Source organism: Vibrio sp. H11 (assembly GCF_004804295.1).
GTDB lineage: Bacteria > Pseudomonadota > Gammaproteobacteria > Enterobacterales > Vibrionaceae > Vibrio > Vibrio ostreae.
The window spans coordinates 329,932-343,388 of sequence record NZ_SSHN01000002.1 but is presented as its reverse complement, the minus strand read 5'-3'; the positions used below and the strand labels follow the sequence as shown (position 1 = coordinate 343,388).

At 52.6% G+C, this 13,457-nt stretch carries 10 protein-coding genes; 5 read left to right on the top strand and 5 right to left on the bottom strand.

The features are described 5' to 3' along the window. The first annotated feature begins 149 nt into the window (after positions 1–149). From E6C74_RS04300 to ppk2, 3 genes are all read left to right on the top strand, one after another. A complete protein-coding gene (locus E6C74_RS04300) occupies positions 150–761 on the top strand; it encodes a peroxiredoxin C (RefSeq protein WP_136483462.1) in 612 nt (203 codons plus the stop codon). Positions 762–1,021: 260 nt separating this feature from the next. After that, complete coding sequence (locus E6C74_RS04295) at positions 1,022–1,774, top strand: copper homeostasis protein CutC (protein WP_136483461.1); 753 nt, start codon at positions 1,022–1,024, stop codon at positions 1,772–1,774. Positions 1,775–1,827: 53 nt separating this feature from the next. Beyond that, positions 1,828–2,604 (top strand): polyphosphate kinase 2, encoded by a 777-nt coding sequence (gene ppk2, locus E6C74_RS04290; protein WP_136483460.1) that lies wholly within the window; start codon positions 1,828–1,830, stop codon positions 2,602–2,604. A gap of 101 nt (positions 2,605–2,705) precedes the next feature. Here ppk2 and phoU read toward each other — a convergent pair whose 3' ends face one another. The 4 genes from phoU to E6C74_RS04270 all read right to left on the bottom strand — a co-directional run bounded on the left by phoU (position 2,706) and on the right by E6C74_RS04270 (position 8,165). Beyond that, positions 2,706–3,404 (bottom strand): phosphate signaling complex protein PhoU, encoded by a 699-nt coding sequence (phoU, locus tag E6C74_RS04285; protein WP_136483459.1) that lies wholly within the window; start codon positions 3,402–3,404, stop codon positions 2,706–2,708. A gap of 17 nt (positions 3,405–3,421) precedes the next feature. After that, complete coding sequence (pstB, locus tag E6C74_RS04280) at positions 3,422–4,240, bottom strand: phosphate ABC transporter ATP-binding protein PstB (protein WP_136483458.1); 819 nt, start codon at positions 4,238–4,240, stop codon at positions 3,422–3,424. Then, a complete protein-coding gene (gene pstA, locus E6C74_RS04275; protein ID WP_168796959.1) occupies positions 4,241–5,887 on the bottom strand; it encodes a phosphate ABC transporter permease PstA in 1,647 nt (548 codons plus the stop codon). It abuts the gene before it with no gap. A gap of 76 nt (positions 5,888–5,963) precedes the next feature. Beyond that, positions 5,964–8,165 (bottom strand): ABC transporter permease subunit, encoded by a 2,202-nt coding sequence (locus E6C74_RS04270; RefSeq protein WP_136483598.1) that lies wholly within the window; start codon positions 8,163–8,165, stop codon positions 5,964–5,966. 418 nt (positions 8,166–8,583) lie between these two features. On the opposite strand from E6C74_RS04270, the gene ppk1 reads away from it, so the two are divergent. Both ppk1 and ppx read left to right on the top strand, forming a co-directional pair. Next, positions 8,584–10,695 (top strand): polyphosphate kinase 1, encoded by a 2,112-nt coding sequence (gene ppk1, locus E6C74_RS04265; RefSeq protein WP_136483456.1) that lies wholly within the window; start codon positions 8,584–8,586, stop codon positions 10,693–10,695. Next, complete coding sequence (gene ppx / locus E6C74_RS04260) at positions 10,670–12,322, top strand: exopolyphosphatase (RefSeq protein ID WP_136483455.1); 1,653 nt, start codon at positions 10,670–10,672, stop codon at positions 12,320–12,322. The genes ppk1 and ppx overlap by 26 nt, the downstream gene beginning before the upstream one ends. 123 nt (positions 12,323–12,445) lie before the next feature. Here the strand turns inward: ppx and E6C74_RS04255 are convergent, their stop codons facing one another. After that, entirely contained in the window at positions 12,446–13,456 is a 1,011-nt protein-coding gene (locus E6C74_RS04255; RefSeq protein ID WP_136483454.1) for a phosphate ABC transporter substrate-binding protein, read from the bottom strand. Position 13,457 lies beyond the last annotated feature (1 nt).

Genomic DNA, 13,457 nt, shown 5'->3' with positions numbered 1-13,457 from the left:
TGGCTCATCGCTTTTTTCGATAAACTTAATCTATTTAATTCGCTTTTTTCTATACTACAATCTGTACTATAGTTTGTCTCGCAATTATACGGACTGGGTTAACTAATCTTGGTAACCCGGAACTAACCATTAATCTTAGGAGCAAAAAAATGGTACTAGTAGGTCGTCAAGCCCCTGATTTTACTGCTGCAGCAGTGCTAGGTAACGGTGAAATCGTTGATAACTTCAACTTCGCAGAATTCACTAAAGGTAAGAAAGCGGTTGTTTTCTTCTACCCACTAGACTTCACTTTCGTTTGCCCATCTGAGCTGATCGCATTCGACAAACGTTTCGAAGACTTCAAAGCTAAAGGCGTAGAAGTAATCGGCGTTTCTATCGATTCTCAGTTCTCTCACAACGCATGGCGTAACACTGCTATTGAGAATGGCGGTATCGGTGAAGTTCAATACCCACTGGTTGCTGACGTTAAGCACGAAATCGTTAAAGCATACGATGTTGAGCACCCAGAAGCTGGCGTTGCTTTCCGTGGTTCTTTCCTGATCGACGAAGACGGCGTTGTACGTCACCAAGTCGTTAACGACCTGCCACTAGGCCGTAACATCGACGAAATGCTGCGCATGGTTGACGCTCTGAACTTCCACCAGACTCACGGTGAAGTATGTCCTGCACAGTGGGAAGAAGGTAAAGCTGGTATGAAAGATTCTCCAGCGGGCGTAGCTGCTTACCTGTCTGAGCACACTGCTGACCTGAACAAAAAATAATTCACCTCTTAAACGCCCGCGCTCAAACCGGGTTTGTGGTTGGATTATAAGTGATACAACTCGCCAATCAGTTTAAGAAGTAAAGTCTGTAAAGCCCCGCTCACCGAGCGGGGCTTTTTATTTGCCTTGTCCTCACTCAATGGCTTGTGCTCAGGCAATGGCGGAAATGCCTCACCATCCGCTTTACCTCTATTTCCTGCCCTCTGCGCTAGCGAACCTTGCTACAATCTGGGCTCTGTTTTCTGACTGGTCGCCAAACAATGCCTTATCATCTCGAAGTCTGTATCGACACCATTGAATCTCTGCCGCACGCTCTGGCTGGCGGTGCCACCCGTATCGAACTGTGCTCGTCACTGGCCCTGGGCGGCCTGACACCAAGTTTCGGTTTAATGCGCCAGGCCGCGCAACGTTCCAGTGTCCCGGTGTACGCTATGATCAGGCCGCGCCAGGGCGATTTCCTCTACGACGCTGACGATATCGCCTGCATGCAATACGATATCGCAGCTGCCCATCAGGCAGGATTGCAGGGCGTCGTGCTGGGACTGCTGACTGAACATGGTCAAGTGGATACACAGCGCTGCCGGAAACTGATCGAACAGGCGCACAGCCTTGGCCTTGGCGTAACCTTTCACCGCGCCTTTGACCAGTGTCAGGACGCGCAGCAGGCGCTGGAGAGCATCATTGAGCTTGGCTGCGAGCGGCTGCTCACATCAGGTCAGGCGCCAACGGCGCTGCAAGGTGCCGACCTTATCGCCGAGCTGGTCAGGCAGAGTAACGGACGGATTGCGATTATGGCGGGTGCCGGGGTGAATGCCGCCAATGCGCCGCTCCTGGCGCAGCACACCGGCGTGACTGAGCTGCACCTGTCGGGCAAAACCACCCGCGCCAGCAAGATGCGTTTTATCGCCGCGCAGAGCAAAATGGGCGCCGCTGCAGTGGATGACTTTGTGGTACCGGTCACCGACCGTCAGACGATTGCCGATACCGCATCAGCTCTCAAATCAGGAGCATAAGCCTGTTGATGCATTAGGTCGGTGCTAATATGCGCTTATCAAAGGAGTGAACGATGACCAAATTAAAACGAAAAGTGTACGAGAAAGAGCTCGAACGGCTGCAGGTTGAACTGGTTAAGCTGCAAGAGTGGGTCAAACATGAAAAGCTCAAAGTCGTGGTCATTTTTGAGGGCCGCGATGCCGCCGGCAAAGGCGGCGTCATCAAGCGTATCACCGAAAAGCTCAATCCGCGGGTGTGCCGGGTTGCCGCTCTGCCCGCACCGACGGAAAAAGAGAAAACCCAGTGGTACTTTCAGCGTTATGTAGCCCATCTGCCGGCGGCTGGTGAAATCGTGCTGTTTGACCGCAGCTGGTATAACCGCGCCGGGGTAGAGAAAGTGATGGGATTTTGCAGCGGCGAAGAGTATGAAGAGTTTCTGCGCTCCTGCCCGGAATTTGAACGAATGTTGCAGCGCTCCGGGATTATTCTGCTCAAATACTGGTTCTCGGTCTCTGATGAAGAGCAGGAAAAGCGCTTTCTCGAGCGGATCAAAACCCCGATTAAACGCTGGAAGTTCAGTCCGATGGATCTGGAGTCCCGTCACCGCTGGGCCGATTACTCCAAAGCGAAAGACAAGATGTTCGCCTACACCGATACCAAGCAGTGCCCGTGGTGGGTGGTGCCTTCCGATGACAAGCGCAGTGCACGCCTTAACTGCATCAGCCATCTGCTCAGCAGCATCGAATATCGCAGCATTGAATATCCGCCCATCCACCTGCCGGAAATCAACAAGGAAGGCTATGTTCGCTCGCCGATAGAAGAACAGACACTGGTGCCGCTCAAGTATTAATCCGCACGATAACAGCATCGCTTGCGTCGGCACTGTTATTTATAGCGATTGATGTACGCACCGCTCTTTATATACGCGCCGTTCTTTGTGTAGGCTCAGGTCTAACGCAGTGCGTCATCGATGCCTTCATCGCCAAGGTGGCGCACATCCTTACCTTTGACGAAATAGATGATGTACTCACAGATGTTCTGGCAGCGGTCGCCGACCCGCTCGATGGAGCGCGCCGACCACATCACCTGCAGAATATGCGGAATGTTTTTCGGGTCTTCCATCATGTAAGTCATCAACTGACGAATCACCGCTTCGTACTCTTTGTCGAGCTTGTCATCCAGCTTATGCACCAGAGCAGCCGCTTCCACGTCCATACGCGCAAACGCATCGAGCACCTGATGCAGCATATCTATTGCCTGACGACACAAGGGTTCGAGCGAGACATGAAACTGACTCTCTTTAGCATCCGGGCTCTCAATCGCCACATAAGCAATTTTGGTCGCCACATCGCCGATTCGTTCCAGATCAGTGATGGTCTTAATGATGGCCATGATCAAGCGCAAATCTTTTGCCGTCGGCTGGCGCTTGGCAATAATGCGCGTGCACGCCTCATCAATCGACACTTCCATCGCATTGACTTTATGGTCATCGCGCACCACTTTGCGCGCCAGATCTTCATCACCTTTATTGAGCGCCTGCATGGCAAATGACAACTGCTGCTCAACCAGGCCTCCCATCGTCAGCACATGCGTGCGGATCGACTCCAGCTCCACGTTAAACTGTCCTGAGATATGACGACCTAATTGCATATTGATTCCTTTATCGATTAACCGTAGCGCCCAGTAATGTAGTCTTCAGTCTGTTTTTTCAATGGTGAAGTAAAAATAGAATCGGTATCTGCGTACTCGATCAATTTTCCCATATGAATAAAAGCGGTATGGTCACTGACCCGGGCAGCCTGTTGCATATTGTGGGTGACGATCACCACGGTGTACTTGGTTTTCAGCTCGTGAATCAGCTCTTCGATCGTCAGGGTGGAAATCGGATCCAGCGCCGAAGTCGGTTCATCAAGCAGCAGAACTTCCGGCTCAATCGCAATCGCACGCGCAATCACCAGGCGCTGCTGCTGACCGCCGGACAGCCCAAAAGCATTCTCATGCAGGCGCCCTTTAACCTCATCCCACAAGGCGGCCGCGCGCAGCGCATGCTCAGCGGCATCATCCAGCGCGCGGCTGTTACGAATCCCCTGCAGGCGTAACCCATACACCACATTCTCGTAAATCGACTTCGGAAACGGATTGGGGCGTTGAAACACCATGCCGACCCGGCGGCGCAGCGTCGGCACATCCACGTCCGGCGAGTAAACATTCTTGCCATGCAGTTTGACTTCGCCCTCGACCCGGCAGCCTTCGACCAGATCATTCATCCGGTTGATGCAGCGCAGCAAGGTCGATTTGCCGCAGCCGGACGGGCCGATAAATGCCGTGACCTGGCCTTTGGGAATCCGCATCGAAATATCGTTCAATGCCCGGGTCTGTTTGTAAAACAGATTGAGGCCTTCGATCGCAATCGCAGTCTGTTTATCGGTTAAGTTGTTGACGTCGAGCGGCGCCTGGTAACCCAGCGCCTGATTGACAGAAAGCATTTAATCTTGTCCTAAAGTTCGGTATTTCTCGCGTAAGTTATTACGAATGCTGATCGCCGTGAGGTTGAGTGCCACAATCACTGTCACCAGCAAAAATGAGGTCGCGTACACCAGCGGGCGCGCCGCTTCAATATTCGAAGTCTGAAAGCCGATGTCGTAAATATGAAAACCGAGGTGCATAAACTTACGTTCCAGATGAACAAACGGGAATTCCCCGTCCACTGGCAGACTTGACGCCAGCTTGACCGCCCCGACCAGCATCAGCGGTGCCACTTCACCCGCCGCACGCGCAATCGCCAGGATCAGTCCTGTAATCATAGCAGGGCTGGCCATCGGCAGAACAATGCGCCAGATGGTTTCAAACTGAGTCGCGCCTAACGCCAGAGAGCCGTGGCGTACCGAGAGCGGAATCCGGGTCAGGCCTTCTTCGGTCGCCACAATCACCACCGGTAGCGTCAGCACGGCCAGAGTCAGGGCTGACCACAACAGGCCAGGCGTCCCGAACGTCGGCGCAGGCAGACGCTCGGCATAAAACAGCTGGTCGATCGAGGCACCTATGGTGTAAACAAAAAAGCCGAGGCCAAACACACCGTACACAATGGACGGAACCCCGGCGAGGTTAATCACCGCAACCCGGATCAGGCGGGTAAAGGTATTGTCTTTGGCGTATTCGTGCAGATAAACCGCGGCCACCACACCGAGCGGCATCACGATGACCGACATGATCAGCACCAGAAAAACCGTGCCGAAAATGGCGGGGAAAACGCCGCCTTCCGAGTTGGACTCACGCGGATCATCGGACAGAAATACCCACACCTGCTTGCCCCACTGCGCAATTTTTTCCCCCAGCGTCATGTCATTCGGAAACCAGTAATCGAGAATCTGACTGAGCGGAATCCGCACCTTGAGACCATGCATATCTTCCATCAGCAGCGCCTGATGACTGAGCTGGGAGCGCAGAAAATCAAGGTGCTGCTCCGCCTCAACCAACTTGGCATCCAGCGCTTGCTTGCGCTCACGATAACGAGCCAGATAGTCGTCAGTTAGCTTGCCGTTCAGTTCATGACGGCGCCGCTCAAGACGCAGGTTTTCGACCTGATTACCAATCTGGCGAATCTGTTGATTAATCACACCATCCATCTCGGCGCGCAGTTCCTCGGCCTGATCCAGCCCCTGGCTGAGTAAGGTCTCGATGTGCGGGCTGATGTTGCCATTAACCTGTTCAAAACCAAGCGGCTTGCCGTAAAACTGGCCGTCACGGGCCCGCTCTATCACCATCCAGCCGGCGGGTTTGGTCGGCTCACTCAGCTTGAGCGCCAACATAGAGACAAAATCGCTGCCATACAGTTCACGGTTAGCAATTTTGATATTGAGCCGTGTCGCGCTGCCCGCTTCGATCACCTCGTCCGGTAGCTCGATATCCATATCCTTCAAATGGCTGACCGGCACCGATTCCGATGCATACAACTGCCCCACCAAATACTGACCATCTTGCGATTGCCACTGGTAAAGTGGCGCCGGCCAGAAATAGGTCAGCCCTTTCCAGCCGATCAGCAGCAGCAACCCCAGTACCGAAATCAGACTCAGGCTGACTGCACCACCGGTTAACCAAATCCATGGCGCGCCGGATTTCATCCAGTGCGAAATTTTCATCTGCAATCCATTAGTTTCCTTGGTAACCTATTAATTTCATTGGTAACTCATTAATTTCATTGGTAACCCATTACAACGAACGATACTTAGCGCGCAGTCGCTGACGTACCCATTCCGCCAGCGAGTTAACCGCAAAAGTAAACATAAACAGCAGTAACGCCGCCAGGAACAAAATACGGAAATGCGAGCTGCCCACTTCTGATTCCGGCAATTCAACCGCAATCGTGGCCGACAAGGTGCGCATGCCTTCGAGAATATTCCAGTCCAGGATTGGCGTATTACCGGTCGCCATCAGCACGATCATGGTTTCTCCCACTGCGCGTCCCAGCCCCATCATCATCGCCGAGAAAATACCCGGACTGGCAGTGAGCAGCACAACATGAATCAGGGTCTGCCACGGTGTCGCACCCAACGCCAGCGAACCATCGGAGAGGTGCTTCGGTACGGAGAAAATCGCATCTTCCGCGATGGTGAAAATGGTCGGGATCACGGCAAAGCCCATGGCAAAACCGACCACCAGCGCATTACGCTGGTCAAAATCGATACCGTGCTGGGCCAGAAAAACCTGAACGTCGCCGCCAAACAGCCAGCGCTCAATGTCTGTGCTGTACGACAAAATCACCACGCTCACCGCCAGCAGCACCGGGATCAGGATCAGCGCATGCCAGCCACCAGCCATTCTGCGCAGCCAGGTTTTCGGCAACGATGACCAGACCAGGCCTATCAGCACCGCCGACAAAGGTAAAAACAGCACCAGCGCGGCAATCGCACTGAGGTTATTCTCCACAATCGGCGCAAACCACAACCCGGCGAGAAAACCGATGATCACCGTCGGCAGCGCTTCCATCAGTTCAATACTCGGCTTGACCACCCGGCGCATTTTCGGGGCCATAAAATAAGCGGTATAGATGGCGCCCAGCACCGCTATCGGCACCGCGAACAGCATGGCATACAAGGCCGCTTTAAAGGTCCCGAACGCAATCGGCACCAGGCTGAATTTGGCCTCGAAATCATCACTGGCTGATGTCGACTGCCACACATACTGCGGCTCAGGGTAGCTTTCGTACCACACTTTCTGCCACAGAGACGAGAATGACACTTCCGGATAGCCGTTATCCACCTCAGCCACGCTGATGGTGCCACGATCATACGTCGCCAGATAGCGTTCATTGGATGACATCGCCGCCAGCTTCGGCACCTGCTGATAGGCGCGGGCGAACACCACCAGTTTGTCGCTGGTGGTGTAGTGACTCTGCACCGTACCGTTCTGATAAAAACTGTAAAAGCCCTTACTGTAAGTATCCGGCAGAATAAAACGCAGCTGCTCGGCCAGTTTAAAATCCCGGATCTGGGTCAGGCGGCGTTCACCATCGCGTAACACGTCAAACCATTGAGTGACCAGTCCGTCCTGATGGGAAACCAGCAGTGAGTAGGCACCGGACAACAGATAGATGGCACTGACAGCATGGTCGGCTTGACCCTGGCTGAGATCAATCACCTCACGCACGCGGTAATTCAGGCCGTCGCGCACTGCCACCGCCAGCTCAGAACCGGTGCGCAAATATAAAGTGCGTCCGTCCGGAGTCAGCTTGATCTCATCAAGCTGGTCAAACGGGGCCGCAAAAGTAAAGTCATGACGAATGGCCGGATTGCCCCGCTCAGCCCAATGCACAGAAACCTGATTATCCGACTGGTAAGTGGCTAAAAAGACCGTGCTGTCGCTGACCGCCAGCGCCAGTTGCTGAATATGAATTGACTCCGGCAACAGTGGCCAGTCCGTACCGAGCGGCAGCGCTTCCAACTTAGGAATAAACAGACGCCCCTGCGCGCTGACGGTATTGGTAAAATGGGGACGGGCGATATAGACCCGGTTAGCCGCGTCCGTCACGGCGAACCAGCGCGTATCGGCCATACCAGCCGCAAACTGCACCGGTTCCAACGGCAATGATCCGCGCCACAATGGCTGGCTGCGCTCATGATTGAGCGACCAGAATTCGGCCTTGCCCTGTGCGCTGAGGACAAACGCGTGCTCACCGTAATCATCCACCGCCAGCATCTTAGGCGCCGGCGTGTTAATCGGCTGACTGGCATAGCCGGTTTCAAGTTTCGCATCAGAAAACAGCGGCAGGACCACCAGAACCAGATAGATAAAGATCAGAATCAGGGCGCCAAGCACACTGACACCACCACCAGTCACTGCAAGACGGACAAGACGATCCTTAATAATTCGTTTTTGATCCCGCTCTTTCAATGAAAACTCGGCCTGTGCCATCAATCCCTCTACCTCTGCCGCTCCGCTACACGAAAATGTCATCAAAATGCGATTGCACGCCCGAATACGAGCAGGCCTTAACCTGTCTGAAGGGGAACGCCTGAAGAGTGTGACTCTCAGCGGTGAAATCCGGCCTGGGTGACAGAGTGCCTGTAAACCTTATGGCGACCGGTTTGCGCAGTGCATTTATTGAAGATACTCAAGTACAAGATTATAGGTCTGTTAAGTGACAATTATATTACAGATCACATTAAACAACTGAAAATAAAACAACTATAGAGAGTACGCACTTTTGCAATAAAAGTGTCATATTTAAAAACTAATTTGCAATGAATACCCCAGGGTTAATAACTAAACAATCATTAAAAAGTCATTTTAACCCGACACAAAATCACCAGAACAAGTCAGTAGGTAAGTCATGAGCGCGGAAAAGTTGTATATCGATAAAGAATTAAGTTGGCTCTCTTTTAACGAGCGGGTGCTGCAGGAAGCCGCCGATAAGACCGTGCCGCTGGTGGAACGTATCCGTTTTCTGGGCATTTTCTCCAACAACCTGGATGAATTCTATAAAGTCCGCTTCTCCGATGTAAAACGACGTATTCTGATCAACCGCGAACGCGGCGGCAATGACTCCAATAAACACCTGCTCAGTCGCATGCAGAGCAAAGCATTCAAACTCAATCAGGATTTCGACAACCTGTATAATGACATCATTCTTGAGATGGCACGGCGGCGTATTTTCCTGGTCAATGAAACCCAGCTCGATGAAGCGCAGCAGCGCTGGATCAGCAAGTATTTCCATAAAGAAGTGCTGCCGCACATTACGCCGCTGCTGATGAAAGATGACATTGATGTGCTGCAGTTTCTCAAAGATGAATACGCCTATATCGCCACCGACATGAAAAAAGGCGACGAATCCCATTATGCGCTGATCGAAATTCCGACCGATCACCTGCCGCGTTTTGTCATGGTGCCGGAACAGAAAGGTAAACGTCGCAAGACCATCATTCTGCTCGACAACATCATCCGTTACTGCCTGGACGATATTTTCCGCGGCTTTTTCGATTACGACTCGCTCAATGGCTACGCCATCAAAATGACCCGCGATGCGGAATACGATCTCAGTCATGAAGTGGAATACAGCCTGCTGGAGCTGATGTCGGAAGGCCTTAACCAGCGCCTGACCGCGATGCCAGTGCGTTTTGTTTACGAGCGCGATATGCCGGAGCAGATGCTCAATTTCCTGTGTGAAAAGCTGCAGATTTCCCATTACGACAGCTTGCTGCCGGGCGGGCGCTATCACAACTTTAAAGACTTTATCGGCTTTCCGAACGTGGGACGCGACTATCTGGAAAACCGTCCGCTGCCGCCAATCAAGTGCGCCGATTTTGAAGGCTACCTGAATGCGTTTGACGCCATCAAAGCGCAGGACATCCTGCTGCACTACCCGTACCACAGCTTCGAACACATTACCGAGTTGGTCCGTCAGGCGTCCTTTGACCCGAAAGTGGTCAGCATTAAGATCAATATCTACCGTGTGGCCAAAGACTCTCGTCTGATGAACTCGCTGATTGATGCGGTCCATAACGGCAAAAATGTCGTGGTGGTAGTCGAACTGCAGGCCCGTTTTGATGAAGAAGCCAACATTGAATGGTCACGGGTGCTGACAGAAGCCGGCGTGCACGTGGTGTTTGGTACACCGGGGATGAAAATCCACGCCAAACTGCTGCTGATCACCCGCCGTGAAGAGAATGAATTTATCCGTTACGCCCATATCGGCACCGGTAACTTCCACGAAAAGACCGCGCGTATCTATACCGACTTTTCTCTGCTGACCGCCGACAAAGATCTCACCAACGAAGTGCGTAACGTGTTCGGCTATATTGAAAATCCGTTCCGCCCGGTGAATTTCAATCATCTGATTGTCTCACCGCGCAATTCACGTAACCAGTTGTACCGTCTGATCGATGAGGAAACCGCGCATGCCCTGGCGGGTAAAAAAGCAGCGATTACCCTGAAAGTCAACAACCTGGTCGACCCCGGCCTGGTCAATAAACTGTATGCCGCCAGCAGTGCCGGCGTGCAGATAAAGATGCTCATTCGCGGCATGTGTTCTCTGGTGCCCGGCTTAGAAGGCATCAGCGATAACATTCGTATCATCAGTATTGTCGATCGCTTCCTGGAGCACCCGCGGGTCCTGATCACACATAATGAAGGCAATCCCAAGGTTTATATCTCTTCTGCTGACTGGATGACACGTAATATTGATCACCGTATCGAAGTGACCGCACCAGTGCGTGACGAGCGGCTGAAACAGCGTATTATAGACATCATCAATCTACAGTTTACGGATACCGTCAAAGCACGGGTGATCGATAAAGAAATGAGTAACCGCTACGTTAACCGCGGTAACCGAAAGAAAGTTCGTTCACAACTGGCTATTTATGACTATCTTAAAAATGTAGAAAAACAAACACGTAAGCATAAGGGATCCGCAGATATCCATGACTCAGCCCAGCAGCACGCCTGACCACGCTAAGACTGAAAACGATCAGCCAGACAACGATCAGCCAGACAATACGACGCCTGGTAACGATACGCCTGCAACCGACAGCGTGAATGACACGCAGCCTGAACACGTGTCAGGTGATAGTTCAATTCGGGATGAGACCAGTACACGCGAAATCGCCGCGATTGACTTAGGATCGAACAGCTTTCACATGGTGGTGGCTAAAGTCGTTGACCAGGATTTACAGCTGATCAGCCGCCACAAACAGCGGGTCCGTCTCGCTTCAGGTCTGGATGAGCAGCACAATCTCGATAACGCATCGATAGAGCGCGGCCTCGAGTGTCTGGCGATGTTTGCCGAGCGTCTGCAGGGCATTGATGCCGACAATGTACGTATCGCCGCGACGCATACCCTGCGTCAGGCCAATAACGCGCACATCTTTCTGCAACGCGCGCAGCAAGTGCTGCCCTACCCAATCGAGATTATTCCCGGTACAGAAGAAGCGCGCCTTATCTACCTCGGAGTGGCGCATACTCAGCCCCAGGCAGAATCGATGCTGGTGGTCGATATCGGCGGCGGCAGTACCGAAATGGTGATAGGCAAGGGCTTTGATGCCGAGCTGGTCAACAGCAAACAGATGGGCTGCGTCTCCTATACCGACCGCTATTTTTCTAACGGCAAACTGTCGAAGAAGAATTTTGCTCAGGCGATGCTGGCAGCCGAACAGAAACTGGAATCGATAGCCAGTAAGTACCGCAAACTAGGCTGGAAGATCGCCTTTGGTTCATCCGGTACCGTCAAAGCGATTCACGAAGTGCTGATCGGCCTCGGATTTGATGATGGCATCATTACCGAGGAGCGGCTGGGTAAACTGATCGACAAACTGTGTGACTGGAACTCGATTGACGATATTCAGCTCTCCGGTCTGACCGAAGATCGTAAGCCGGTATTTGCGGCCGGAGTCGCTATCCTGAGTGCGATTTTCCACGCCCTTAAGATCAAAGAGATGTACTTCTCCGACGGCGCGCTGCGTGAAGGCTTGCTGTATGAGATGGAAGACAGGTTCAAGTATTCGGATATTCGCCTGCGCACCACGGAAAACCTGGCGACTAAACATCTGGTTGATTTGGAACATGCCGCCAAGGTCAAAGGCCAGGCACGCGAATTTCTCGATCAGGTCGCCGCTGAACTGGGGCTGAAAAAGAACAACGAACTGTTCGATTTGCTGGAATGGAGCGCCCTGCTGCATGAAGTCGGTCTGAGTATCAGCTTGCAGGCATTTCACCGTCACTCAGCCTACATACTGCACCACACCAACATGCCCGGCTTTAACAGCGAGCAACAACTGGTGCTGTCGACGCTGGCCCGATTCCAGCGCAAAGCGTTAAAACTCAATGAAATGGCTGATTTTTCCCTGTTCAAGAAAAAACATATTCTTGGCCTTATCCGGGTGCTGCGCCTGGCCATTGTGGTTAATGGTCAGCGCAATGACGACCCGTTACCTGAGCTAAGTCTTAACATCAAAGACGACGAATGGCAGCTCAAATGCGTAGAAAAAGAGTGGCTGGAGAACAACAAGCTGCTGCATGCTGACCTGCTCAGTGAACAGGAGTACTGGCATAATGCCGGCTGGCAACTGAGCTTCTAGCTATCGGCTGACAAAGAGTAAAACATCGCAGGTCAAACAAGACGGACTGCTAACATAAAACAAGCCAGCACTGTGCTGGCTTGTTGCGTTTGCGAGGGCACAAGCGGAGCAATAGGCGTTGATTTATTCGATACCGACCTTGTGCAGCTCCTGATGAACCAGATCCGGTGAGATAGGCAGATATCCATCTTTCGCGACTATGTCCTGCCCCTGCCTGGAGAAGATAAAGCGGATGAATTCACGCTCAACCGGACTCAGCTCGCGGGTCGGATTCTTGTTAATATAAACGTACAGATAGCGCGATAGCGGATAGTCACCGGACAAAATGTTAGCGCGGGTCGGCTCAACATACTGCTCACCTTCTACCGCAATAGGCAGTAACTTGACCCCGGAGACACGGTAACCGACCCCGGAGTAACCTATGGTGTTGATGGTCGAAGCCACCGACTGCACCACCGAAGCCGACCCCGGCTGTTCGTTGACGCTGCGTTTGAAATCACCGCCGCACAGCGCATTTTGCTTAAAATAGCCATACGTACCGGACACCGAGTTACGACCAAACATCTGAATACCACGTTTCGCCCACTCATAAGACAAACCAAGTTGCTCCCAGCGTTCGACCGACTCGGTCGCGCCGCAGCGCAAAGTGGCGGAAAAAATACTGTCGAGCTGAGTGAAATTAAGCCCTTTGATTGGGTTATCACGATGCACGAAGATACCAATCGCATCAATCGCCACCCGCAGCGCCGTCGGTTTATAGCCATAGGTGCGCTCAAACGCTTCGATTTCGCTGCTGCGCATCGGCCGGCTCATCGGACCAAACTGAGCGGTACCTTCGGTCAGCGCCGGTGGCGCAGTGGCTGAGCCGGATGCCTGCACCTGACCAATCACATTGGGGTAAATCGATTTAAACTCTTCCACCCACAAGGTGGTCATTCCGGCTAAGGTATCGGAACCAACCGTAAGCAGGTTACCGGCCACGCCGGGCGTCTTTTCATAGTCACTTAGGTCATAGTCACTTAAGCCATTGTCACTTAAGTCATAGTCACTTACGCCATTATTACTTAAGGCCTGTGCCGACGCCGGGCCATAACAGGCCGCCAGCAGCGCCAACAGAGTTATTTTTTTCCACATG

Bases quoted from the DNA above. Each gene is read 5' to 3' on its own strand.
- E6C74_RS04300 (WP_136483462.1), top strand. From the start codon at position 150: ATGGTACTAGTAGGTCGTCAAGCCCCTGATTTTACTGCTGCAGCAGTG.
- E6C74_RS04295 (WP_136483461.1), top strand. From the start codon at position 1,022: ATGCCTTATCATCTCGAAGTCTGTATCGACACCATTGAATCTCTGCCG.
- ppk2 (WP_136483460.1), top strand. From the start codon at position 1,828: ATGACCAAATTAAAACGAAAAGTGTACGAGAAAGAGCTCGAACGGCTG.
- phoU (WP_136483459.1), bottom strand. From the start codon at position 3,404: ATGCAATTAGGTCGTCATATCTCAGGACAGTTTAACGTGGAGCTGGAG.
- pstB (WP_136483458.1), bottom strand. From the start codon at position 4,240: ATGCTTTCTGTCAATCAGGCGCTGGGTTACCAGGCGCCGCTCGACGTC.
- E6C74_RS04270 (WP_136483598.1), bottom strand. From the start codon at position 8,165: ATGGCACAGGCCGAGTTTTCATTGAAAGAGCGGGATCAAAAACGAATT.
- ppk1 (WP_136483456.1), top strand. From the start codon at position 8,584: ATGAGCGCGGAAAAGTTGTATATCGATAAAGAATTAAGTTGGCTCTCT.
- ppx (WP_136483455.1), top strand. From the start codon at position 10,670: ATGACTCAGCCCAGCAGCACGCCTGACCACGCTAAGACTGAAAACGAT.
- E6C74_RS04255 (WP_136483454.1), bottom strand. From the start codon at position 13,456: ATGTGGAAAAAAATAACTCTGTTGGCGCTGCTGGCGGCCTGTTATGGC.